This is a genomic window from Arenibacter sp. S6351L (genome assembly GCF_023016025.1).
GTDB classification, from domain to species: Bacteria; Bacteroidota; Bacteroidia; order Flavobacteriales; family Flavobacteriaceae; genus Arenibacter; species Arenibacter algicola_B.
Genome location: NZ_JALKBB010000015.1, coordinates 22,107 through 48,742, shown reverse-complemented (window position 1 = coordinate 48,742; position 26,636 = coordinate 22,107). Strand labels below are relative to the sequence as shown.

The window sequence follows — 26,636 nt, the reverse complement described above, 5'->3', positions numbered from 1 at the left end:
TTATAAATCGCATAACCAATCCGCCATATTGTCCTTCACAAAAGTGTCATCGTTCAGCTCCGGATAATTTCGGTATACTCGGTCTATTTCTTCTTTCTGTCCCGGGGAAAGCCCTTCGTTTTCATCAAGGCACCATATTCCCCTAAGAATCCCTTGTCTGTACAGCACCTCGTGAATTCCAGCAATACAACCATGAAAATTGTTCGCTGCATCGAAAAACGCGGCATTGGTATCCGTTACGTCCACATTCAAGGTCAACAATTCCAAGGGGATCCCATTTTTCCGTTTTTTAGCCAATTTTACGGTCTCCAACAAATCGACCGCTTTATGGGTCCAAACTGCCCAATGGCCCAATAACCCCCCTACTATTTCCTTGGTAACCTGGCGTTCGTTGACCTTGAAATTATAGGTAGTCAAAAGGTCGACCACAATATTGTCATCATTGCCAGTATAGAGTGCAATATCTTCGCAACGGGAGGACTCACATACCGCCCTGACCACCTCTAGGGTCTGATATCGGTTAAAAGGCGCCATTTTTATGGCATGCACATTTTTTATTTCGGCAAAGGCCTTCCAAAAATCAAAACTCAGAACCCTGCCTCCTACCGATGGTTGCAAATAAAAACCAAACACAGGAATAATCTCGGCAATCTGTCTAGTCCTCTCCAATAAAGCTTCTTCAGGCCAATCTCCCAGTCCGTTGGTACTTACCAAAACAATATCATAGCCCAGTTCGGCACAGACCTTAGCTTCGTAGACCGCTTGTTCCGTATTGCCACTTACCCCTGCTACCTTTATAAATGGGCGATCCAAATCCGCCTTTTCAATTTCTTCGATGGCCATTTCCAAAACTTTACGATAAAGACCGATTTTCGGATCACGGATCTGAAATTGGGTTGTATGCACCCCAATGGCTATTCCTCCGGCACCGGATGCCATATAATAACGTGTCAGCAACCGTTGACGATCTTCATCCAACGTTCTATCGGCAGTCAATGCCAGTGGATGGGCAGGAATTACCGTACCCTCATGCAACAATGTTTTAATTTTATGATCTAAACTTCCCATCTTTTATGTTTTATTTTTTACGTAATAATTCTCTTTATTTTCTTTTAACTACCGAAATTCCAATTTCGGAGCATGTCGGTTTTCTTTTAAGAAGTCCATTAATTTATTTTTTGTGGATTGTCCATTTACACCACCCTTATCAGAAGTATCGAACGTAGAAATACAACACTATAATAGTAATGATCAACCACCAGTAGAAAGGATTCCTGATCCCTCTATTGAGTTTCCGTTCCGACTCAGGTAGCTTTAAGCTATCTTTATTCCATATCAATCCTTTTAAATCGGAATCCTGTTTTGGCCTGGAGAGCAAACTAACGACGAAACAAGCAAGCATACATGTCCAAAATACGATCCCGGTACGATTAAAAAACGGCATGTCGGGTAAAAGAAATTCGATCAATAAGGATAGAGGAATTGTAATCAGGCCAGCGGTCAGTGCCCCTACAGAGGTGGTTCTTTTCCAAAAAATCCCCATAAGAAACATAGTTGCAATTCCAGGTGTAAATAGCCCGTAAAGATTCATTAAATATAGAAATACAGGTTTATCCGAATAACTGATCAAAAGTATGGAGCTCAAAATACCCACCAAAATGATTATTACCCCTGACTTTTTGCCAAAGTTTATTGCCTGTTTGTCCGAAGCCTGTTTATTAAAATATTCCATATAAATGTCTACCGTGAGAATGGTAGTACATGAATTTATGGCCCCCGAGATATGGGACATTATTGCCGATATCAAACCTGCCATTACCAAGCCGATCAATCCTTGGGGCAATAACCGCTCGACCAGGGTAGCGAATAAAAGATCGGGTTTGTCCAAATTGGGAAGAAACAAGGGTGCAACGAGAGCAGGAACTGTAATAATCAAGGGTACCAAAAATTTAAGGTAATTTCCAAAAATGATGCCCATCCTACCATGCCATTCATTTTTTGCCGCCAAAACCCGTTGCACTATAAACTGATTTGTAGCACAATAGAAGACACTTATACAAAGTAGTCCTCCAAGATACATTGTCCAGGGAAAGTCCGGGTCATCGGCTGGATAAAACATTTTCCAATCACGACTGGAGTCAATAACTGTCTGTATCCCTCCTGCTTCCTTTACGGTCGCAAAAGTAAGAATAATTCCTCCTACCACCAGAACTACCAGTTGAACCATCTCGGTCCAAACTACCGCTCGCAAGCCTCCAATAATAGTATACACCCCGGTCAATAATGCCAATGCCAGGATACTATAAATTATGGGAATGTCAAACAGGGCATATAGCGACAGGGCACCTAAAAACAACACGGCCCCGATCTCTACGAATATGTATGTAAAGAGGATAAGCACGGCGTATACCGCCCTTGTAGCACTACCAAACCTAACTTGTAAATATTCCGGGATCGTATAAAACCCATTGCGGAGATAAAAGGGTAAAAACACCCATAAAAGTGCATTAAAACCAATAAGTATCGCTGCCCACTCCAATGTTATAGCAACGAAACCCCTATCGTAGGCCGCACCCATAGCACCTACCAAATGATGACTACTGATATTTGCAGCAATGATACTACCTCCGATCATCCACCAAGGCAATTTGTCACCCGCCAGAAAATAATCCTTTTTGGTCTTTCCATTGAAGCGGGAAGCATATAGCCCCAAGGTCAAAATGGTCAGAATATAAATAATGAATATAGATATATCGATTATTTCCAGTTTCATTTATTCAGGGTTTGGATGGCTTGGATTGTTTGATCGATTATCTTTTCAAGACTGCCTTTGGCATAGGGAGTTTGCCAAACGGCGTAAATATCCCTATCATATAATTCTGCTGGAGGCAGGTATCCTACATAGCCATTGGCGATATTGATGAAGGATATATTTTGATGGGGAAAAGTAGTACGCAAGCGCTCCTGTATTATTGAATAGGCTTCATTTGCTTGGGCAATTACAATTGAATTCCCTAGTTTCCATATCCAAATGGGGATCTTATCCACTTTTTTTTCACCGATCACATTGCGTGTATTTATCTTTCGCCAGAGTCTATCTTTCATTACACGATTTTCACAAAGTTCGTATTCCAAGGTCAATTCGTCGAGCGAAGGCAGATCTTTATAGTTAACTTCAACTCGTAGTATCTTGGTGCTTATTCGATAATCAGGTTTTGTTTTATGTGGTTTCCACAACGCCAATGGAGCACCGGAAATTAGGCTTCCTTCAAAGGCCAAATTATAATTATTTTGAGGAATGGATTCTATGGTAGCAATTGCAGCATGTCCCAAGCGACGCCCGTGACCATCCACTATGGCCGCATCGGCTACATATTGATGCTTAGGCGCCAGATCCCCGGATGCTCCCTGCAAGAACAAACAGGGACTTCCGGTGTATTCCTCCACAACTTCTCTCATTGAGCCTATGTAATCCGGTGACAGCAATTTATTCTCATGGGCAAATGTCGTTGGGTGACAGGCATAGTTTATCAGGGTCGCAAGATGACCACCATCCTTTTCCCTTACAACCCCAACAAGGAGGGTATTATCCGCACTTTCTAGGGGGTTATACCCAATTAGATACTCCCCGTCAACAAGATAATCGCGTTTGGCGGCCAAATCACAAGTGCCATAACCCCAAGTAAGGGTTCCATTTCGCATACTGTTCAAGGCTTCCTTGCACAAACGAACAGCAGTATCTGCCAAAAAAGTAAGGTATGGCCCTATCAGCCCACCTCCAGGTCTATCCTTATCCGTGGAACAAATACTTGGACCGGCATGTGTATGTGATAAGCAGAAAAGCACTTGCTCTTCTCCAAGGTTCAACTTTTTAAGAATATGATTTCTTAGGTTTTGCTCATCCAAACTATTTTTCCACCATCCCAAGTCAGCCGCAAACCACACTAGGAGCTCGTTATCTACAGATTTGATCAAAAGACACTGCATCAACAACGGTTTATGGACGGCTTCCGCCCGATCATGTAGTGAAGCTCCCCAATTACGGGCATATATGGATAAAGATGGCGTAATATCGGCAGTAGCCACTGAAAACTCTCCCGTAAAGGAATCGTTTGGGCATATTTGGGCTGGATTAATGGTCATAGCTTAGATTTAGTCCTTCATTTCGGTCCCACTAGTGAGAGGCCGCCATCCATCAACATGGTGCTTCCAGTAATATGTCGATTATTGGGAAGACAGATCCACGAGACTTGTTTTGCGACCTCATCGACTTCAATCAACTCACCAAGGGGTATACTTTCGCGAGCATCCGAAGCCATTGATGGATCTTTCTTCCATACATCCTTACTTAGTCCCGCATTAACATAACCTGGGGCAATTTCATTGACTCGAATTCCATTTTCCGCGTACGTTAGGGCCATTGTCCGGCACAACATTCTAATAGCAGCTTTGGACACCGTGTAGGCGGGTAAGTTAGGATGGATTGCGTGGGCCGCCCAACTGCCCATAAAAACAACATTTCCGGATACCCCATCTTGTACAAAGGACTTACATGCTGCATTGGCCATAAAAAAAGAACCATTGAGATTCACTTGAATTTCCTTCTCCCACTCAGCATGGGAAATTTCGTTCAAAGATTTCAATGTTACCGTTGCCGCATTTACAATAGCTATATCCACACATCCCCATTCATCAGCAACATCCCCTACCCAAGCGTCTACAGCATCCCCATCGGAGACATTGACCTGATGATAACGATGAGTTATGCCCAAATTATGGATCGTAGCCAGCCTCCTAATTGCCGATTTAGGGTCTATGATATCCGATATACCAATTTTTGCACCTTGTTTACCAAATTCCAGTGCAATGGCCTGTCCGATGTCACCTAGTCCACCGGATATCAATACAACCTTATCCTTGAAGTTGTTATTTTCCATATTAATTTCTTTAAATTACCAGTCGCCCACACTACCATCCTTATAAAATGTACGCTGAAGCACTTCTTGTTTAAACGGATGTTTTTTGATTTCTTCTTCATTGATTTCGATCCCCAAGCCTGGTCGGCTATTCGGTAGTACAATTCGGCCTTCCACTTGAACCTTGAACCCTTCTGATACAATATCTTCCCTCCATTCCACATCGTTGTGTACACTTTCACAAATGATATAGGAAGGGGTTGCAAATCCCAACTCCAATGAGGCAGCAGTACTAACTGGTCCTTGCGGGTTATGGGGAGCCATCGACACCTTATATGCCTCTGCCAACGCAGCAATGCGTCGTACCTCCGAAAGTCCACCACAGTGCGTAATATCCGGTTGAATCACACTTACGGCCCTTTTCTCCAATAGTTCCCGAAAGGCATGCAATCCGACCAGACGCTCCCCTGAGGCAATCGGCGTATGGACTGCTCTTTGAATCAAAGCAATATCATCCATGGTTTCAGGCCAACATGGTTCCTCGAAGAAGTACAATCCGTAAGGTTCGAGAGCTTTGGCAAACATTAGTCCCATTCGAGGGCTAGGGCGCGCATGACAATCCACCATGATATCGATTTCGTCACCGACGGCCTCTCGCATGGCCCGAACACAGGCTTCTGCATATTTAATTGGCCTTAGCCCTTCCAAAGACATGGTTTCTGGTACCGCCATTGACTTGAATGCAGTAAACCCTTCCTCCACAGCTTGTTGGGCCAGTTCAGCAAATCGATTGGCATCACCCGGCGCCGTTTCATAGAAATCCTCCATTTTACCGCCACCAAGATGACAATAGAGACGTACGTGATCGCGCACACGGCCACCCCATAGTTCATGACAGGGAACATTGTGAATTTTACCCAAAATATCCCATAGGGCTATATCGATACCACTAATGGCGGTTCCCCTAACAATTCCGTTGCCATGCCAAAAATGTTGGCGATACATCATTTGCCAAAGATGCTCTGTGCGCCTGGGATCTTCTCCCAACAAAAGTTGGGAAATATCCTCAATGGCCCCAACCACACCCTTGGTGTGCCACTCTAAAGTTGCCTCGCCCCAACCCCATAGTCCGGGCTGATCGGTAACAACTTTAACGAAGATCCAATTCCTCATTCGAGCATGGCACACATAGGTTTCGATAGCTGTAATTTTCATTCCAAATAATTATAATTGATCAACTACTTTTTTCGTTTTATCCAAAGTTTCTTCAATATCAGCTTTGGAATGCGCAAAGGATATACTGCCCTGCTTTGTTGCCGCCGGGAAATTGAACACCCCGTTTTCAATTAATTTTTTACGGTAACTAAGGTCATACTTAAAGTCATGATGATATAGAATATCATGAAAATCAACAGGTTCATGATCCATAAAATAAGCACAGAAAGCAGATCCCTGACGGGCAATATAATGCGTCACACCTTTGGAATTAAAAATATCCCTCAAACCTTCTTCCATCATCTGACCCAACAAATTGACATGGGTATATACATCATGTACAGGATCGGCTAGTTTCTTTAGCGTAGCCATGGCTGCGGCCGTGGTCAGCGGAAAAGCATTAAACGTACCTGCAATCAACACCCTTTCCTTTTTATCCGGATGAACAAAGTACTCCATATACTTTTTCTTACCAGCAATAACGCCCAATGGATAGCCATTTGCCACAGCCTTTCCAAAAGTGGAAAGATCGGGCTGCACCCCACATATGGATTGGTATCCGCCCAAGGCATGTCTGAAACCCGTTTTCACCTCATCAAAAACAAGCAAAAACCCATTACTATCAGCCAATTTACGTAAACCTTCCAAATATCCAAATTTAGGTTTTACAACCCCAATATTCTGCAGAACCGGTTCCAAAACAACACAGGCAACCTCATATCTTTTAATGATATAGGCAATCGATTCCAAATCATTGTAATTAACGATATGCACAAGAGAACTATGCGACTTGGGAACTCCAGCGGATAGGGAGTCCCAGGGATACTCCCCGGGAGAAACGCGATCTCCGACATCTTCCAATGCACTGATCACATTACAGGAAACATCATTGTGCCATCCATTATACCCGCCTTGCATAACAATGATATGGTCCCGTTTAGTAGCGGCCCTGGCAATTCTTATCGCGTGATATGTTGCTTCCGATCCAGTGGTTGTGATTTGAATACTATCGGCATTAGGAACACTTTTACAAAACAAGGCTGCAAATTCCCCTTCCAGTGTAGTTGGTCCTGCGCCCATTAATATGGAATTGTCTTTTAAGGTATTGTCTACCGCCAGGTTTACATCAGGATCATTATGACCTAAAAAGGACGCTGCGAACCCAGCTTGATAATCTATATATTCATTTCCATCCAAATCATGGACACGGCTTCCATTTCCGCTTTTAAAACAAATATTGGGATCGGACTTCCTGTTCAAGGAGACAACACCACCGGGAATCCATTTTTCATTTTCAACCAATACGCTATTAGATTTTGATCTGATCATAATGCTATAGTAAATATTATTAATTCCAATTACAGTAAAAACGACTAAGAACCAAAAAGAAGAAAATCTACGAAATGATTCCATTTTCCAAATAGAATCCAAACCTCAATTAAGACTACAAATAATTCTTATTCTTGTATACAAATTTATGTAATATTTGTATACATTTGCAATATATTTTAATTTTTTTTTGTGAAAGAACCGTCCCATATTGATATTTTGCTTGACAACCTTCATTTTCCAGAAGGTCCAGCTTTTGATAAAAAGGGAGCTTTATGGTTTGTTGAGCAAAACAACGGAAGCCTTAACCAATATTATAAAGGAATCCTATATCGACATTATGTAGGTGGACGTCCAAATGGCATTGCAATAGACCATAGGGATTTAATATGGTTCTGTGACTCCATTAAGAACGAGATCAGGGTATACAATCCAAGTTCGACAGCTACTTACACAATACTTTCAAAAATTGGAGAAAGTCCCTTAAACCTACCAAATGATCTCGCGTTCGATCATTTGGGAAATCTTTTGTTTACATGTTCCGGATCGGAATTGAAAAAAGGAGATGGATATTTTTGCGCTTGGAACGCACGGATGGGGCTGCACAAAATAGATTCCGTTCGATATTATCCTAACGGACTTGCTTTTAACAAAGGCAACAATAAATTATATATTGCAGAGACAGGAACTCATCGCATTTGGAAGGGAGACTGGGATAGCGTATCCTTTTCTTGGAGCAATCCAGAGGCTTGTATTATGACTGGAGGCCCTGTAGGACCCGATGGCATGGCATTCGATGAAAATGGAGGTTTATATGTTGCTGTATTTGGATCATCATCGGTCCATGTTTACAATGACGCCGGAATACTTGATCGCAAAATTGATTTGCCCGGATCGAACCCCACGAACTGTGCCTTCGATCCTTTCGGAAGACTTGGCCTTATCATTACGGAAGCAGAAAATGGGCAATTGCTAAGTTACAAAAGTGACCAAAAGGGCATTATCTAGTTTAGGTTCTGAACAAAAAGCGCCGTTAGAATTCTATTGACTCCTTTTCGCCGCGATCCAAATGTTCTATAAGTGTATCGATAGACTCCTTTAATTTGCCTTTCTTAAGATATTCTACAATCTTTCTATGCTCATTATCCGTTTGCTTGTAGTCATCCATATGGCTTAAAGCATTCCCAAGCTTAAGGTGGAACAGAGGAATGTTACTATTGTTATAGATATAAACCAATCGCTCATTCCCTGTGGATTCAATGATTTTTTCATGAAACCTGACATCGGCTTCACAGGCACCTCCATAATACCCCTTTTCAACCATTGAAGTAAAATCATCACAAATGAGCTCAAGTTCATTAATAATGGAACGGTCCTTTTTAGCAAAGAGTATTTTAAGTGCCCCAACTTCGATTAACTCCCTTAGCTCCCGTATTTCCTTTATATCCTCCGCTGTAATTTTCTTAACAAAACACCCTCCCTTTTCTCCAAATTCAATCAAATGTTCCCCCGATAGCCTCATAAAAGCCTCACGAATTGCAACACGGCTTACATTCAATTTCTTGGCCCATGCACTTTCCACCAGCCTTACTCCTCCAACTAACTGATTGGACAAAATCTTTTTTCGTATTTCCAGATACGTTTTATAAGACAACGAATCTTCTTTCATTTTAAATAGTATTTAAACATAAAAATAGTCATACACGCCAAATATTTCATAATTATTTATAATATACTCAATTATTGATTGATTCCATTATGCCCCGTCCGATATGATACACGGAATGCCCTGAAAGAAAACCAATCACCACACTGTGTATCCCAATGGTTAAGGGAACTGATAACATACATACCCTTTTCCCCTCAAAATCCAACGCACTAGTCCCCTGTACCGGTTGAAGTCTGATAGGAACGACCAGGCCTAATGCCACAATGACCACCTAGCGTCTTGAAACTCAAAACGTTTTTATTCAAATCGACAATAACGTTATAATTCTTACCGTATTTTTCATTAGTTACGTTCCAAAATCCTTCTTTCAGGCCAACAAATATGACTTCCTTTACCTCACCGTCTTCTGGTATCATGATTTCAACAGCCTCTTCAATAAGTTCCTTTCCCTTGGAGATACAAACAATTTTATCCGCCAATTGCACCAGGTAATAATGACCAAACTCTTTATACACTATTTCCAGGGCATCGGCATCACCATCTACCATTTGAAAAACCGTTAGAAACTTATCATCCCTACGGGCCTCCTTTGGAGAATACATTATTCGACAGCCTTCTGCCTCTGGCCAATTTGAATTTACCTTATATTCTGTTCCAAAAACATTGCTCGACTCCTTACCTTTAAGAATCTTAACAGTTCTATCCTCTTGTTTTGGCAATAACATATCCAAATAAGTTTTACCAATTTTCCCATCCAATTCACTGGTCAGGACCAGGCTATTTCCTTCTTCTTTTGGAGGATTCAACGTATTGATCTGCCAATATTTTTTAAAGGCAGGATCCTGTACAAGCATATCGTCGGTCAGGATAATTGCTGCCGGAACATCCTGCCGGTCAAGATTCAAAAATAAAAACCCTCGGGAATAGCTGGACATTTTTGAAGAGTACGCAGCTGTCAAATCCATGTTATAATAACTATAAGATGGCCTGTTACTCTCCGGTCCCATTGCGGAAGATCTTACAAATCCCACATTGAACCAAGAATCCGTTTGTACCTCTTCAGGGGTTTTAGGGAACCTTTGACTAAAGCGCGTACCGCCGTCGTTGGTCTTGGTCCTAAACAACAATTCCTCATTAGGATCTACTGCAAGCATCATACTGTGGGCAATGGATCGTTTGTTGAAATTAAAGTCATAAGGGGACCCATAGGATAAATAAAGACCCAAATCTCCAACCTGAATACCGCGATAATATATTTGTAATGCGCCCGCATCTGCGTGCTGATGATTTCCAAAATGATATCCACCGCCTTTGATTTCAGCTATTACGTCACTACTGCTATGCGCCTGCTCCCAACCTGTTCGGGCCACCATGGCTCCCAATACCGGTCCGAAGTCTTTGGTCAGGGGAAGCTGAGCCAAATCATAATCAGGTTTAAGATCAGGATCGTTCAACAATAAAAACAACACTGGGTTATTTGGCAATCCACCCTGTCTATAAAACTCGCCCTTAACCTTACGGTTTCCAGAAAAGGCATAACTTAAAAGCATTGTTTGGGGATTTCGCCAGTAAAACTTGTCACTTTGTGCATATTTGACGCTGAACATATCTCCATCCCTCATCATTTTGCCATCTGGAGTGCGCATATACAACCAATAATCGGTCATATTTTTTATATTGTCATCAAAAACTGAATATCCCAGCATTCGATAATACAGCCATACCGCATGCATTTCCCAGCCAAATCGGTAGCCGCCATAATCTATTCCCTGATTATGTCGAGGTGACTGATATTCAAACTTACGCATTGGCACCAATTGCTCCAAAATGGTATAAGAAACGTACTTATAGGGCTCAGGGTCCTCATCGTACACCGCCAAACTCCATGACAGCATATCCCGACAGATCTGTGCTTCGTTCCCGTGTCCGTTAATAATGCTTTCCAAACCATAAAAAGGGGGCCAACCAATTTCCATATCACGTACCAAGCGTTTAAAATCAGCTCTCATTGCGGTTTTCGTTTCTTCATCCAGCAGTGCATAGCACCAATCGTAGACTAGAGCCCCCGTATAGATGGCCCTACCCAATTCCCGTGTTATATCTCCATAGGTAACGTTACCAAATTCCAAAACTGACAGATAATTTGCCGTCAACGCAACAACTTCCTTACCTACTGAGTCATCCTCGGTCATGAGGTAATAAAATGCCTTTTGCGCTAAAACATGTTCCAGATTTTCATCATAGAACATTTCTATGTCAGGGTCAAAGTCAACGTGATAGGGCTTTAATGCTATATCCTTCACCTTTTCCCAAGCTTTCTTATTCTCAGATGCAAGCAATCGGTTGCGCACCACTGGAAGACTCTCCTTGTTTACCCATAACCTTGGCCGCTCTGTACCCGGTCTAATTTTTGGTATATAATTCACTGCTTCTGACGGGGCGATGGGCGCCACAAATGGTTTCAATTGGAGGGTAGAAAGCATTAGGTTATTGGGAAGCCAAATTCTTAGTTTCTGGTTTTTATCAGTGATTTCAAATTTTCCCAGTTCCTGTAATCCTCCTTTGTGTCGATCATAAACAATGCGTTTGGTACGTCTCGAATCACCTAATTGGAAGTAAGCATAAGTCGTCAACAAGCCCGTGGTATCTGTCCTCTCCAACTTGGCCATGTTCACTGGATAAGCTTCCGTACCCAGGACATACAGGCCCTTTTTGGAAACCCTTATCTGAATCTCAACGTCAGGCTGCGTCCTTTGAGAGATTTCGGCCAACTGTTTTTTTAAGTAAACACCGCGTTTTGCTTCTTCCTTCTTTCCAATATCCCCTATCCGGGTAGTTCTCAAATTAATCTCCCCTTTATACAAAGGAAGGACAGAAGAAACGCTCTCCTGCCCTACCAATGGTATTACTAACAACAAACTAACTATTAAAAAAATCTTGTTGAACATATTAAAATAATAATACAAAAAAATTACGTACCTCTGAGCATTTCAACTCTTCATGAAAGGCTGTTTCTAACAATTCTACCAGCCCGGATTTTGAGTTAAGGCAGGGTTTACGTCTATTTCAGATTGCGGAATGGGCCACAGGTAATAATGATCTGGAAAACCTCTTTGCCTGATTTGCACGCCCGTAAACTCTGTCATCCAAACACCATCAACAACATCTTTGGCAATACCCCATCTACGGATATCTGAATAACGCTGTCCTTCTCCACTTAATTCAACCAAACGCTCATGACGGATTCTTTCCCGCATTTGCTCCTTATTTAATCCGTCGGGAAGATCGGGCATACCGGCACGATGACGTACGGCATTAACAGCATCATAAACACTCTGATCGGCTGAACTGACCTCATTCTGTGCTTCCGCATACATCAAAATTACATCTGCCAACCTAATCAGCGGGAAATTTTGGGGCATATTATTTTGCAGGGTATACACTGAACCGGTCTCAACAAATTTCCTCCAGGCATAACTACCTGCTGCCCAAATCGGAACATAAGCTGTCGGGTCCGAACTGTCCACTGGAAACTTATAGAGAAATTCCACCCCATTGACACCTACAAAAGTGGACCAAGGCACCACGACGGATTGATGCATTCGGGGATCCCTATTTTCATAAAGCTTTCTCACCGACTCTTCATCTCCCCAATCCAACGGCTCATTTGGATCAAAAGTTTCTCCCTGTGCATTATTATAATTTGCAAAATCAAATGGCGTCCCATCTATCATTTCATAGGCATTGACCAGCTTAGGAGTAGGCCTTGTACGCTGCGAACCGGAAGTCGCACCTCTAGCATTTCCATAATTCCGGTCCGTTGCCAAACCTTCACCTTGTTCGGCAATATACTGTACATCAAAAATCACCTCTGTATTATTGTTCCCTGCAACACGGAACAAGGAATGATAATCATTCACCAGTACCCTATCGCTATCTTCCATAAGCTCCTTAAAGTCTGCCGCCGCCTTTTCATATTCCTTCGCCCAAAGGTGTGCCTTGCCGCGCATGGCCAATGCAGCCCATTTTGTAGCACGGCCCTTGTCGGACTGATCGTAATTTTCGGGCAAAAGATCATAGGCATCGGTCATATCCTTAACGATAAACTCATATACTTCCCTTTCGTTATTGCGCTCTTGGTATGACTCATCCACGTTCATTGGAAAATCATACAAGGGCACCCCACCAAAAAAGTCCCATAGCTTAAAATAAAAGTATCCCCTAAAGAACTTAGCTTCTCCCAAGGTACGGTTCTTTATATTCTCGTTCATTTGAATATCGGGTACATTGGCCAAAACGGTATTGGCCCTATAGACTCCCTTAAAAAACACTCCCCATGAATTAGAATAAAATGAGGCATTTGAAGGGAAACTCCCAGTAGTCAATCCAGTGGCCCATGATTGATACGAGATGTCGGTAAAGTCATCCATCATACCATATATCACTATACTGTTGGTAAATTCCTTATTGGCACTGTAGAGGGCATTCACACCCAGGATCGCATCTTCTTCAGATTTCCAAAAATCCCCTTCTGATAGGCCGACCAACGAATTTCTATCCAGAAAATCATCACTACAAGAACCTACAACAAAAATGGCAAGTAAGGCTAGTATTCTATTATTAATCTTTTTAATCATGACTTTTCTTTTAAAATGTTAAATTCAGTCCAAGTACCCATTGTTTCATTAAAGGATATGAAACACTTGCATTTTCAGGATTATACCCTTCAAAACCGGTAAACGTAAAATAGTTTTCAAGATTAGTGTAGATCCTCAACCTATCCACCTTAAATTTTGAGGTCACTTTTTGCGGTAGGGCATATCCAAATTGCAATGACTTAATCCTAAAGTAAGAGGTATCATGCAACCAATAATCGCTATAAACAGTATTCAGCGCCGATCCCGAAGTCCTCAACCTAGGATATGAAGTAGAGTTATTTTCCGGCGTCCAACGATTTAGTATTTCCTTACGCTGAAGGAAACCTTCGTTAATATTGAATGTATTGAATCCATCATTTCCCCAATATTGTTTTACCCCTTCTGTACCTTGGGCAACCACATTAAGATCAAAGCCTTTATAGCCAAAATTAAGATTAAATCCATAGGTTATTTTGGGCAAAGCTGAATATTCCTTTACCACCCGATCCTGATCATCAAAAATCATGTCACCGTTAGAATCCTTATAGAGCATATCCCCTGGTCCCGGATTACCTCCCACATATGAACCAAAGGTGTAACCATCGGCAACCAATTGATCTATTTCGTCCTGACTTTGGAGGATCCTATCAAACTCTAGAAGATAAAAGCTGTTGAAAGCGTCATCTTCCTGGGTAATGGTGGGCCCATTAATCGATTTATCACCGTTAAACTTCGTAACATTATTTTTTACAGAAGATAGGTTCCCGGCAAAATGGTAGGTAAAATCCTGACCGATCTTCCCTTGATATGCCAACTGAAACTCCATACCCTTATTGTTCATTTCAGCGATGTTCTGCCATGGCGGTAAAAAATTACCCAATACCAAAGGAATTGGAATCTTGGTCAAGATATCACTTGTTGTTTTATCAAAATATTCCATCGTAAAGGTCAATCTATTTGACAATAGGGTCAGATCCAGGCCAACATTGGAAATGGTTGTAGTCTCCCATTTAATTTTGCTATTGGCAATTTCCTGCGGGGCCACACCTTGTTGTAACTGCCCTCCAAACGGATATAGGTAGGATCCGTAAACCACTTGATAGGAATAATCTCCGATTCTATTGTTACCCAATTTCCCCCAGGAACCTCTTATTTTAATATCATCAAAAGTATTCTTCAGGCCATTGGCAAATGGTTCCTCCAATATTCTCCAACCTGCGGAGAATGAGGGAAAAAAGCCCCATCTATTATTCTTCGCAAATCTGGAGGAACCATCATATCTCGCATTCACTTCAAACAAATATTTGTCTTTGTAATAATAATTTAAACGACCAAAATATGACTGGAGCGCATCATCCGTCCCAGAACCGTTTATGGATTGCAGGTTGGTTCCCGCATCAAGTATATAAATTGCGTCGTCACCTAAAATATCGTTCTTGGTGGCATCAAACTTATCCATGCGGTTATATTGCTGATCGAAACCCATCAAGGCGGCAAAATTGTGATTTTCACCAATCGATCCCTTATAGCGCAAAAGCGAATTCCAAACGGTTGTGTAGTCCCTCCTGGTACCGTTAAATAGACTATTGACACTGGGTTTCTCTTGGTATTGAAAATCGGTTTGAAGATTCCAAAGCGAGTATGGCCGCGCATACTCCCAATTCCTGTTATTTCCGTAATTGAACCCAAAGCTTGTTTCCCATTCCAAGTTTTTTACCAAATTTATCGTACTGTAGAACCTCAACCCCAATCGCAACTTTTCATAATTTCCCCTTGCATTGTCGACGTACGCCCTGGGATTGGAGCCTGCAGGCAAGCCTTGGAACATTTCCCCGCCATAACGACCATCCTCGTAAACCGGAATTACACCTGGCGTTGTATTTCTTATACTAGAAAAGAAGGTACCAACATCAACCGTCTCCCTATCGGACCACGTCCCAAAAACATTTCCCCCTAATGTCAGGAAGTTTTTTACTTTCGCATCGGCATTGATTCGGAAATTATACCTTTCATAGCCGGCATTGTCAATAACCCCTTTATTATTCAAATAGCCCAAGGAGATCGCAAAATTTCCTTTGTCATTACCACCTCGTACCGAAAGGTTATGCTCGGTGAGTATGGAACTTTTCAACATTTCATCATACCAATCCGTATTGGGATACAGTGGGTTGCCATTTGCCGACTCACTTCTCCATTCTTCAATTAGGGCATTGGAATACTTTTCACGGCCTTCGGATTCGTTTACCAATTCCATATGAGTGGCCATATCAGTAATAAAATCCACGCTTTTTGCCACGGAGACAGGCCCTGTATACCCATTATAAGTTACTACAAACTTTTCACCTTTTCCCCTTTTGGTGGTGACCAGAATAACCCCATTAGCTGCTCGAGAGCCATATATGGCCGAAGAAGATGCATCTTTAAGAACACTTATACTTTCAACATCATTGGGATTTACGTCATTCAAAGCCCCTGGCACACCATCTATTACCACTAGAGGAGAGGCATCGTTCATTGTTCCATTCCCCCTGACCAGTATATTAAAGCCTTCAGCCCCCGGAGCCGCTGAAGTCTGGGATATATTCAGGCCAGAACTCATCCCTACCAATGCGGACGAAAGATTCATATTTGGCCTACTGTTGGTAGATTCGTTAAACTCCAACGAACTCACCGCACCGGTAAGATTTAATTTTCTCTGCGTACCATAACCTACGACCACAACCTCACCCAGTGCAGCTGCCTCTTCCTGCAGTTCAACATTTACAGCAGATTGTCCATTTACAGTAATCTCTTTCGTAGTGAAACCCATATAGGAAATCACCAAAATTGAATTTTCATCCGATAGTTCAATAGAAAAATTTCCGTCAAAATCAGTGGTAACACCATTGGCCGTACCTTTTTCAATGACATTCGCACCCCCTAGGACAACACCCTTGTCGTCCGTTACCCGTCCTCTAATGGTATTTTGCTCTACAAAGGACAGTGTTGTCATTTTACCTTCCATGGCCTGGACCTTTAATGGAGCCATCACCAGGAAATTAATTACAGGAATAACGAAAAGACCTATTCTGGCCTTATTCCATAACCTGTTCCGATTAAAGTACATTTTCATAATTTATATTGGTTGTAAAATTTATGTTTTATTATCAATTTCGTTTCCATATCCGAATTGACTGAGTTTGTTTTTCGTCATTTGTAATTCGCAATCACCCTAGCCCCATACTTCCTCCTTTCCACAAAACAAGTTTAAGTTTTTCATACTACTCCTGATTTAAAGTAACACTACACCAGTAAATACCGCTTCTCACCACATTTACTTTTCCTACATTAACGTTATTTTACGACCACGTTAAGTTTACTTTTGAATAAAAATGTATACAAATATAAACATAAATTGTAAACATTAAAATATTTTTTTGACTTTAACTAAATTATTCACAATCCACTAATTCCCACTATACAACCCTTTACGAGATTCGATATAAATATTCAAATATCAAAAAGTAGTCTAAATCATATCTTTTTTGTATACATAATAATTGCAACTTACTTTTGTATTCTCTACATTTGGGGACGAAGAATAACAACAATCTTAAAAAATATCAATAATTTAACCCAATTCGATCATCCATGTTACCAACAAAATATTCAACCGCACTTGTAATTTCAGTAGCTTTTGTACTTTCTTCATGTTTAAATGAAGACAAACTACCTGAATGTGCCGAATTTGTCAAATTGGACAACACCCTTTTGGCGTTGACCATCGAAGCCGACAATTTGGACGTACCCTGGGATCTACAATACGATCGGCATAGGGATGCCATCGTGTTTTCTGAAATAGCCGGTAAGATCAAAAGATTAAATCTGGAGACCGGACAAATAGATACTCTCCTAAGCTTACCAGATGTTTACCATATGCGAACTTTGGGTCTGTTGGGAATGGCTATTTATCAGCCGGAAAATTCACAGAATTACCTTTTCCTATCCTATACAAGTATGTCCAATGACAGCATATATTCAAATCTTGTCCGATATGATTACGATGAGCAACCGACCAATCCCCAAGTGTTATTAAAAATACCTGGAAGTACTGGGCATAACGGTTCACGTATAATCATCTCAAACGACCAAAAAGTTTTATGGGCCACTGGAGATGCCGCCAGTGAAACTTACGCCCAGGACAGTACTGCGCTTAACGGGAAAATCCTGCGTCTGAACCTGGATGGTTCGATACCCTATGACAATCCCCTAGCAAACAGCTTTGTTTATGCCTGGGGATTTAGAAATATGCAAGGTCTGACACAATCGCCAGATGGCAAGATTTATACCTCCGAACATGGGGATGCCATTGAGGATGAAATCAATTGGATACGGCCATTGCATAACTATGGATGGCCACAGATCGAGGGAATGCACGACACCGACAAAGAAATTGCCATCGCCACAAATTCACCTCGAACCGAACCGATTCGTTCCTGGACTCCTGTAGTCGCCCCTGCAGGCTTGGCGTACTATGGTAGCGATAAAATACCCGAGTGGAGCTCCAGTCTATTGCTAACGACATTAAAAAGTCAATCAATAAGGATTCTGAAACTTTCGGACAATGGCACTGAAATTGTCGGCGAGCAAATCCTTTTCCCGGACTACCTAGGGAGAATACGCTCTATACTGGCAGTCCCAAATGGGGATGTCTATTTTTCAACGAGCAATAAAGACTGGAATCCGCAATCGGGTTTTCCTAAAAACGGTGATGATATTATATTTCGGCTTCGTCCTACAAAAAAAGCGTTCAAACTGCCCATAACACCGGTAGAACCGGAAACTAAGGCACTCAAAAACGGAAAGGAACTATACCAAGCCTATTGCGCATCATGTCACAAGGATAACGGAAAAGGCGTACCCTCCTCTTTTCCTCCACTTTCTGGTTCTGCCGTCGTTACCGGTTCCGAGGACGGATTGCTAAGAACAATCCTCTATGGATCAACCTCTAAAAAGACCAATGGGAGTCAATTCAATGAAGCAATGCCTTCTTTCTCATTTTTAAGTAATGAAGAAATAGCTTCCATCGCAACCTACATTAGGATAAATTTTGAAAATAATGCCGGACCCATAAGCAACGACAGGGTCCGATCCAACCGATAGTCATATGACCAAAAAACAAAATTCAAGAAAGTCCAACTGGCTGCTCATTCTGGGACCGGGAATAATTACGGCTGCCCTGGTCTTTGGCCCCAGTAAAATGACCATTACTTCCAAAATGGGCGCGGATTACAGTTACAACTTACTGTGGGTCATTGTAATCGCCATATTTTTCATGATGGTTTTTACGACCATGGGCGCACGGATAGGTGCACAAAATAACGATTCGCTACTTACATTGATACGGTTGAAGTTTGGAAAGCCCGTATCCCTATTAATAGGTATTGGTGTATTCCTGGTGGCAACTTCCTTTCAGGCCGGCAATTCCACCGGTGTTGCTATTTCAATATCCGAAGCATCCGGCACTAACCCCAAGATATGGATCGTGGTCTTTAACGTTGTAGGGATCATGCTTCTATTTTTCAGATCATTTTATAAGGTTCTCGAAAAAATCATGATCACCTTGGTCATCCTTATGTTATTCTCATTTTTGACCACTGCGGTACTGGTCCAACCAAATTTAGCCGAAATGGCAAAGGGTTTGATGCCTACCATTCCAACGGGTTCAACCGGCCTTATCATTGCTTTTATAGCATCCTGCTTCTCACTAGTAGGTGCCTTTTATCAATCCTATCTTGTACAGGAAAGAAAAAAATTATCCATAGGGAACCAACCGGACGGAACTGAACGATTAAGTAGCCGTGTTGGTATAATAATCCTAGGGGTTATGAGTGCAGCAGTGATGATCTGTGCTGCAAATGTCCTTCACACCCAAGGCATAAAAGTGTTATCCGCCAGTGCTATGGGCATTGCACTTGAACCACTTCTGGGGGATTACGCCTCACATTTATTTTTGATCGGTTTGTTTGGCAGTTCGTTTTCCTCCCTCATAGGGAATGCGGTTCTAGGTGGCTCTCTCTTAGGTGATACGTTTGGATACAGTAGTAGCCTTAACCATAGGATGGTAAAAGTCTTTATTTCCTTGGTCATGATAGCAGGATCATTCATTGCACTCCTATTTGGCAACCTGCCATTGGAGCTTATTGTATTCGCTCAGAGCATAACCATATTCCTTGTTCCCTTTATTGGTATCACCATGTATCTAATAGGCAATGATAAGGACATTATGAAGGAAAGGGTCAATTCAAAAGTGACAAAAATTTGGGGAGCACTCGGCCTACTTTTGGTCCTTGGACTTGCGATAAGTAATTTTATAAATTTAATAAACTAAAGAAATGAATCGAAATTTAATTGAGTTGGAGGATCGAATATTAGCACCTTCAAAGGCACTTGTCGCCGATATGAAGAAGATATCCGGTGACATTATGATCTTGGGAATAGGGGGGAAAATGGGTCCAAGTATGGGCAAGCTTGCCATACGCGCGATCAAAGAAGCGGGGAGCACCCAGCGCATTATAGGGGTTTCTAGGTTTTCCGACAATGCGGTACGACAGGAATTGGAGGAGCTGGGGATTGTCACCTACTCATGTGACCTTTTAAACAGAAACGAATTACAGAAACTACCACAGGTCCCCAATATTATTTTTCTGGTAGGACATAAATTTGGCACCACTGGGAATGAGGATTTTACCTGGGCAATGAACACTTATCTTCCGGCCATAGTCGCAGAGCATTTCAAGGATTCAAAAATAGTGGCCTTCTCTTCGGGCAATGTACTTCCATTTGTCCCCATTACAGCTGGTGGAGCTTCTGAAGAGATTGCTCCGGAACCGATAGGGGAATATGCACAATCTTGCCTTGGGCGGGAACGCATGTTTCAATACTTTTCAAAAAAAAATCGAACTGAAATTCTAATCTATCGTCTAAATTATGCTGTTGATTTTCGTTACGGGGTACTGGTAGAGATCGCCAGATCGGTTTTGAACGATCAACCGATCGACCTCGCAACTGGGAACGTAAATGTGATTTGGCAGGGAGATGCCAATGAAATAGCCCTTCGGTCCTTATTGCACTGTACTACTCCGGCAAAAGTTTTAAACGTTACTGGACCGGAGACCTTATCCGTAAAATGGGTAGCGGAACTTTTTGGAGAGTTATTTGAAAAAGAGCCTACCTTTATAAATGTGCCAGAGGGTTCTGCCCTATTGAACAATGCATCAGAGTGCCACAGATTGTTCGGTTACCCGCAAATTACCATACGTCAAGCGATAGAAATTACTGCCCAATGGCTTATCCAAGGAGGGGATTCCATAAATAAGGACACGCATTTCCAAGAGCGAAGAGGGAAATTCTAACTAGACAAGCAATGTAAAACGGATAGTACAAATACATCCTTGAACTGTCATATGGCGTCAGCTTTATAACGGTATAGTTGGCAAACAGGGAAAGCTGTGGCTTTCCCTGTTTTGACTAAAATTTTTTTTTGGATGATATAAGTCAATGTTTCCTGTCCATCAATTTGGAATCGCGGTTAAGCCTTCCATTATTTGATGCACATAGTATTTGTAGCAACTAAACCAAAAAAAAACAGCCATATTACAAAAGCAAAATTGTTTAAGTCTCCATCACTTATCTGTACAGAAAATCATAAATTTAACCGGATAAAATCAAATGTTTTGCATTAGTGTTTTTGATCACTTATCCGTACATAAAATCATTAATTTAACTAGATAAAATTAAATGGAGTGCATTAGTGTTTTTGATATGCTTAAAATAGGTGTTGGCCCATCCAGCTCCCATACTTTGGGACCATGGCGTGCCGCAGAGCGTTTTATTGGGGAACTGTTGGAAATAAAAGTATTCCGATCCGTTGCCCACATCCAAATAGAAGTTTACGGATCGCTCTCCCTCACCGGTAAGGGACACGCCACAGATCTGGCCCTAATGCTCGGACTCACCGGGGCCGACCCGGTCACCATTCCCATTGAAAATATAAATGAAATTATTAAAAAGATTCAGGAAGATAAAAAGCTACTTTTAAACAATTCCCATGAAATTCCTTTTGACCCAAAATCGGACATTATTTTTAAGAGGGAATTCTTGCCTTTCCATGCGAATGGAATGATATTTAGGGCTGTTACAACAAACGGAAAGAAAATAAAAGAAACCTTTTATTCCATTGGGGGTGGTTTTGTGGTCAAAGAGGAACTAAAGCGTTCCAAAAAGAAAATGGAAGTCTTTAAATCCTTCCCCTTTCCTTTAGAAAATGGGACCGAACTCTTGGCAACCTGCAAAAGGGTAAAAAAATCCATTTCAGAACTGGTTTTGAAAAATGAGCGCTCCCTACGTACGGATGCCCAAATAGATAAGGGATTCCAACATATTTGGGACACCATGTTGGAGTGTATGTACATAGGCTGCCATACCGAAGGAAATCTTCCCGGAGGGCTAAATGTTCGCAGAAGGGCTTACGATACCCACCAAAAATTAAAAGGGGACCTCCCCTATTCCACCCCCCAAGAATGGCTGCAAACCATTAGACAGACCGAGGTTAAATTCAGATCCATCCTTAAATGGGTAAGTTGCTTTGCCCTAAGTGTCAATGAGGTCAATGCTTCCCTGGGAAGAGTGGTCACCGCCCCCACCAATGGCAGTGCGGGGGTAATTCCGGCCGTGCTCATGTACTATATGGTCATAGAAAACCATGAAGCCAACTTTAAACACATCAAACAATTTTTATTGGTGGCGGGGGAAATAGGCAGCATCTTTAAAAAGGGGGCTACCATTTCTGCCGCAATGGGCGGTTGTCAGGCCGAAATTGGGGTCTCCTCTGCCATGGCCGCCGCCGCACTGACAGAACTTTTGGGCGGTAGCCCGGAACAGGTACTTATGGCAGCAGAAATTGCTATGGAACACCATTTGGGCCTTACCTGCGATCCCATTGGCGGCCTGGTACAGGTTCCATGTATAGAACGCAATTCCATGGGCGCCATAAAGGCCATCAACGCCTCGGAATTGGCGCTGGACTCCGACCCGGCCAATGCTAAAGTACCCTTGGACAAGGTAGTAAACACCATGTGGGAAACCGCCAAGGATATGAGTAGCAAATACAAAGAAACCTCGGAAGGCGGACTTGCCGTTGGTGTTTATCTCAGCGATTGCTAGGATTTAATGAACAACAAATAGGAAAATCAATTAAACCGCTTGTTCATAAAATTAGCTTCACTGACCATGAATATCGACTTGAAGAAATAATTCCAGTAACATGGTCTACACGTAAAACCTTAAATGGGCTTGTCATAAAATCCTTGTTTACAAAATTGCTTTTAAACCTATTAACAACATAAGAGGGTAGGATTTCAATTGTAATGCGCATTTCAATGTACCAGTCCTGAATTAGACAATGATTTAAAAAGTCCAATACTGTATAAAAGGGTGTTGGCAGAAAAAATAATAGTTGGACAAAGCGATGGTAGCATCATATTTGAAAATTTTTAAGTTAAAAGGAATTCACATATTTAGCTTCGGATCAAAGCCATGTTCCACATTTTCTATTGCTATAACGTACCAATACTGTTGAGTAATATCTACCAAAACGGCATTAAACAACAATATAAAATTATCATACGCGATCAAAAAATACTAGTATGCCCTTAATATATAGCGCGGTTCCAAGGTGTAAGCTGAGCCTTAGAGGTTACCAAAAAGTGATAGTATCCCATCAAAGACAGGGCTAATACAGCACATAACCCCATAAGGAGCATAAAAAATGGTCCACCCCTATTACCCAGGACTTATCCCTGTTACAACCTAGACCTAAAAAAACCTAAAAGAGGAATTGAACATTTGTAACCTACGAAACTCTAACTCTTTCATTTTGGGCATCACTATATCTCTAGCACTTCAAACACGATCGGATACATTAGTTGTCTTGGAAGATATATTAGAGATATCGATTATTGTATTGAATTCAAAGCCATTTCAACCCCAATTGCTTCTTAAAAACTTTACGCATGGATCCTTTGCGATTTTTGCAGTGTTCAGCTAGATAATCGTAAAGCAAAAATTGGTAAGGGCGCATTTGCCAATGTGCTTTGGAACTTGTGGTGGCAAAAGTAAAGAAATGTTCTAATCAAATTTGTCATCAACAAACCAATGCTGTTTCTAGCTTAAGGTCAGAAATTTCCTGACCTCCAAATGGATCCGTTCAAAATTTTCTTTTATGGCTCCATCACCGATTTGGAATTGAGGGTCTGGAAGACATTTGATAATATTGGGCTTTGGAAAACGTACTTTTTTATCCTTGCCATCCGCGAAGGCTATAAACTCCCCTTCTTTCAGCCTAAAGAATTCCTCTGCCCTGATCTTGCTTACTTCCCTTTCCCCTTTGGTAATCCTGGTATCAAAATTTAAGGTATTCTCTCCTTTGCTTATACTTTTGGTAGGGCGCTTTACCATTTCAAAAAAGCGTTCATAATATCGGGCCGTATCCGGGTCATTTACCTTACCAAAGAACTGATAGGAAAGATTGCCAAGAATGGCCCTACTGGCCTTGTCCCCGTACATCATATCGTTCTGTACCTTGTCCTGGAGCACATAAACTGTGGCAATGTCATAACTTCTTAATGTAGCAGGAATGCGGTGCATATTGAGCAAACGAATGGTAGGGGCTTCCTCCATTAAGATAAAGGAGGGCGAACGCCCACGAATGCTTATCTGCTTGGTGATGGTGTGCATTATAGTGGCTATCACAGGGGAATAGGCAGTTTCAAATTTCGGATTGTTCACTATGGTAACCACGGATGGGTGTTCCGGATTATTGATATCCAAAGGTACTTCATCGGCGGACAGTGCCATAAAGATGCGTTGGGTACTTATTTTTTTAAGCGCATTGGCCAACGTGCTCATCACACCAGCGGTTTGGCGTTCGGAATCCTTCCCTGAGATAAAGGCATCCGCCATGGCTTTGGAGGTATAGTCGGAACTTAGGAACTGTATCAGATTTTGCGTATCCAGATATTGGTATGTGGCGATGAGATGTGGCAGGGTGCAATATTCTCCATGGTCCGTTTTCAGTTTCCAGATCAGCCCTCCCAACAGCCCTTCCACGGCATCGTTAAAGAATTTGGAAGAACCCATGGCAATGGATTCGCGCTGCTCCAAAAGATTTTCCAAAAGCACCCTGGAAACCTCGTTTACACTTTCTTCATCCACCATGTACCTAGGAGCAATAGGATTCACCCGGCTATGGATATCGTCAATGGAGACAATATGAAACGGTATTCCTGCCTTGGCGAAAAGTGGATAGGCCATTTCTGTAATTTCAAAATTCTTGTAGTCATGGACGACCCCTGAAAACTGGTGCTGGCTAAAATGTTTTAGGAAGTTATAGACCACACTTTCGGTTTTGCCACTTCCTGCCGAGCCTATGATGGAAGCACCCCTTCGGATATTCCGCAGTACCAGGCTACCGTTTAAAAGACTGAACCTGACCTTAAACTTTTCAGGTCCCTTTGGTATCCCAAAATTATAATGGAAACCTATAAAAAGCCCTAGATTAATTGCTTGAATAGGCAACAAATACCACAATAAGACTTTGGCAAAAACCAGCCAACCGTGCAAGAATTGAAGAACTCCCCCCAACAGCATCAAGATAAGCACATTTTGTACAAAGGCGTTCTTGTTGTGCGCATAGGACAAATAAAACACGGCCATCGCCAACCCGTATATTCCAATTGTAATAAATACCATAGCTTTCAAATTAGTTTACTGATATTAACCTCTTTCAATTTCTTCATTTCCTAAATGCCTATGGAACTGGAGGATCTGGCAATATCGATGGCCTTCTTCAATTGCTTAATGGCCTGTAGGGCTGCTTCCACCTTGTTCGTTGGAATGTTCAATTTGGGGATATGCACGCCGGAAGCACCCATTATTTTAAAGGCAGCACTTCTTTCGTTTGTAGGTAATCCCAGCAGATGTGCAAAATAGATTTTGGGATCATGGGCAAAGGCCTTACGGGCGCTATAGGATTCCACATAGTTCCGTTGGTATTTAAATAGCGCATCGAATCTTTTTTCCGCATTTTCATAAAATTGGTCCCGTTTAAAACCACGCTTTACCATTATGCCATTTAGTTTGGATTCCGACTCCATGTATTTGCTCCCAGGGGATAGACTATATCTATTGGTAACATCCTTTCTGCTTACGACAATATGGATATGGGTCTGCAGTCCCGGCTTTTTCACCCCCTGTGCCACCACCTCTCCATTGATCCGGTGTGGTATTTGGGCATTGAGCCTGGCAATTTCTTTTCTGATAGACCTAACGTTTCCTGAAACCTCACCACGTTCCACCTTACGGATTTCATTTTCCAATTTTACGATCTTGGCCCGGTAAACTTGGTTCTCCTTCACTTCCTTATCGAATCCCTTAAAAGTGCGCTCATACTCCAACTTCGCATAGTATTTGATACTGTCCACGGATACCGGGTTATCTCGATGGAAGGAAGCCGCATAATCCTTCATGACCTCGCGCACATATTGTTTTAGGAGTTTCGGGTCATTATTGATGTGCTTCAATTCCCGCTGACTGGGGTTGATGGTCAGGGCAAAGAATTTGGGTTCCTGTTTTTTCAATTTGGCGGTGTTTCCGTCTATTTCCTTGATGACCAGTTCTGGGGCGATCTGGTCATGGTACTGGTCAAAAAAGTGCTCTTGAAGTTCGGGCAGTTTTCCTTCATTCTCCTTTTCTAAGTAGGCCACAAAATCACAGCTACTTTGGGAAAAGTTGGTATCCAGGTGTTGTTTGGTAATACTGATGTACATATTG

The 26,636-nt window shown here is 41.9% G+C and carries 17 protein-coding genes; 5 read left to right on the top strand and 12 right to left on the bottom strand.

All coding sequences use genetic code 11. The features are described 5' to 3' along the window. The 6 genes from MWU82_RS13280 to MWU82_RS13255 all read right to left on the bottom strand — a co-directional run bounded on the left by MWU82_RS13280 (position 1) and on the right by MWU82_RS13255 (position 7,460). Positions 1-1,068 (bottom strand): dihydrodipicolinate synthase family protein, encoded by a 1,068-nt coding sequence (locus tag MWU82_RS13280; protein ID WP_247096730.1) that lies wholly within the window; start codon positions 1,066-1,068, stop codon positions 1-3. Positions 1,069-1,207: 139 nt separating this feature from the next. Further along, a complete protein-coding gene (locus MWU82_RS13275; RefSeq protein WP_247096729.1) occupies positions 1,208-2,773 on the bottom strand; it encodes a sodium/solute symporter in 1,566 nt (521 codons plus the stop codon). Next, complete coding sequence (locus MWU82_RS13270; RefSeq protein WP_247096728.1) at positions 2,770-4,143, bottom strand: hypothetical protein; 1,374 nt, start codon at positions 4,141-4,143, stop codon at positions 2,770-2,772. The genes MWU82_RS13275 and MWU82_RS13270 overlap by 4 nt, the downstream gene beginning before the upstream one ends. 17 nt (positions 4,144-4,160) lie before the next feature. Beyond that, positions 4,161-4,937, bottom strand: coding sequence for an SDR family oxidoreductase (locus tag MWU82_RS13265; RefSeq protein WP_247096727.1), 777 nt, complete (start codon positions 4,935-4,937; stop codon positions 4,161-4,163). A 15-nt stretch (positions 4,938-4,952) separates the two neighbouring features. Next, a complete protein-coding gene (dgoD, locus tag MWU82_RS13260; protein WP_247096726.1) occupies positions 4,953-6,131 on the bottom strand; it encodes a galactonate dehydratase in 1,179 nt (392 codons plus the stop codon). A 9-nt stretch (positions 6,132-6,140) separates the two neighbouring features. Continuing rightward, positions 6,141-7,460 carry an aspartate aminotransferase family protein gene (locus MWU82_RS13255; RefSeq protein ID WP_247096725.1) on the bottom strand — a complete coding sequence of 440 codons (1,320 nt, stop codon included), beginning with the start codon at positions 7,458-7,460 and terminating at the stop codon, positions 6,141-6,143. A 192-nt stretch (positions 7,461-7,652) separates the two neighbouring features. On the opposite strand from MWU82_RS13255, the gene MWU82_RS13250 reads away from it, so the two are divergent. Next, positions 7,653-8,468: an SMP-30/gluconolactonase/LRE family protein gene (locus MWU82_RS13250; RefSeq protein WP_247096724.1), complete on the top strand. Its 816-nt coding sequence runs from the start codon at positions 7,653-7,655 to the stop codon at positions 8,466-8,468. A gap of 25 nt (positions 8,469-8,493) precedes the next feature. Here the strand turns inward: MWU82_RS13250 and MWU82_RS13245 are convergent, their stop codons facing one another. The 4 genes from MWU82_RS13245 to MWU82_RS13230 form a co-directional block, all read right to left on the bottom strand. Next, positions 8,494-9,129 (bottom strand): GntR family transcriptional regulator, encoded by a 636-nt coding sequence (locus MWU82_RS13245; RefSeq protein WP_247096723.1) that lies wholly within the window; start codon positions 9,127-9,129, stop codon positions 8,494-8,496. A 209-nt stretch (positions 9,130-9,338) separates the two neighbouring features. Then, the gene (locus MWU82_RS13240) at positions 9,339-12,077 is read right to left on the bottom strand and encodes a hypothetical protein (protein ID WP_247096722.1); all 2,739 of its coding nucleotides are present in this window, start codon (positions 12,075-12,077) and stop codon (positions 9,339-9,341) included. 75 nt (positions 12,078-12,152) lie between these two features. Beyond that, on the bottom strand, positions 12,153-13,766 hold the full coding sequence (locus MWU82_RS13235) for a RagB/SusD family nutrient uptake outer membrane protein (protein ID WP_247096721.1): 1,614 nt from the start codon (positions 13,764-13,766) through the stop codon (positions 12,153-12,155). A 10-nt stretch (positions 13,767-13,776) separates the two neighbouring features. Further along, on the bottom strand, positions 13,777-16,878 hold the full coding sequence (locus MWU82_RS13230) for a TonB-dependent receptor (RefSeq protein ID WP_247096720.1): 3,102 nt from the start codon (positions 16,876-16,878) through the stop codon (positions 13,777-13,779). Positions 16,879-17,396: 518 nt separating this feature from the next. Between MWU82_RS13230 and MWU82_RS13225 the strand changes: the two genes are divergently transcribed. The 4 genes from MWU82_RS13225 (at position 17,397) to MWU82_RS13210 (ending at position 22,970) form a co-directional block, all read left to right on the top strand. Next, the gene (locus tag MWU82_RS13225; RefSeq protein WP_247096719.1) at positions 17,397-18,908 is read left to right on the top strand and encodes a PQQ-dependent sugar dehydrogenase; all 1,512 of its coding nucleotides are present in this window, start codon (positions 17,397-17,399) and stop codon (positions 18,906-18,908) included. A gap of 4 nt (positions 18,909-18,912) precedes the next feature. Beyond that, positions 18,913-20,136, top strand: a complete 1,224-nt coding sequence (locus MWU82_RS13220) for an Nramp family divalent metal transporter (protein ID WP_247096718.1) — start codon at positions 18,913-18,915, stop codon at positions 20,134-20,136. Positions 20,137-20,140: 4 nt separating this feature from the next. Next, a complete protein-coding gene (locus tag MWU82_RS13215; protein ID WP_247096717.1) occupies positions 20,141-21,160 on the top strand; it encodes a hypothetical protein in 1,020 nt (339 codons plus the stop codon). Between the two features lie 385 nt (positions 21,161-21,545). Next, the gene (locus MWU82_RS13210; RefSeq protein WP_247096716.1) at positions 21,546-22,970 is read left to right on the top strand and encodes an L-serine ammonia-lyase; all 1,425 of its coding nucleotides are present in this window, start codon (positions 21,546-21,548) and stop codon (positions 22,968-22,970) included. 999 nt (positions 22,971-23,969) lie between these two features. Here the strand turns inward: MWU82_RS13210 and MWU82_RS13205 are convergent. Both MWU82_RS13205 and mobB read right to left on the bottom strand, forming a co-directional pair. Further along, positions 23,970-25,556 carry a type IV secretion system DNA-binding domain-containing protein gene (locus tag MWU82_RS13205; RefSeq protein ID WP_247096715.1) on the bottom strand — a complete coding sequence of 529 codons (1,587 nt, stop codon included), beginning with the start codon at positions 25,554-25,556 and terminating at the stop codon, positions 23,970-23,972. Between the two features lie 50 nt (positions 25,557-25,606). Next, positions 25,607-26,632, bottom strand: a complete 1,026-nt coding sequence (gene mobB, locus MWU82_RS13200) for a MobB family relaxase (RefSeq protein ID WP_247096714.1) — start codon at positions 26,630-26,632, stop codon at positions 25,607-25,609. Positions 26,633-26,636 lie beyond the last annotated feature (4 nt).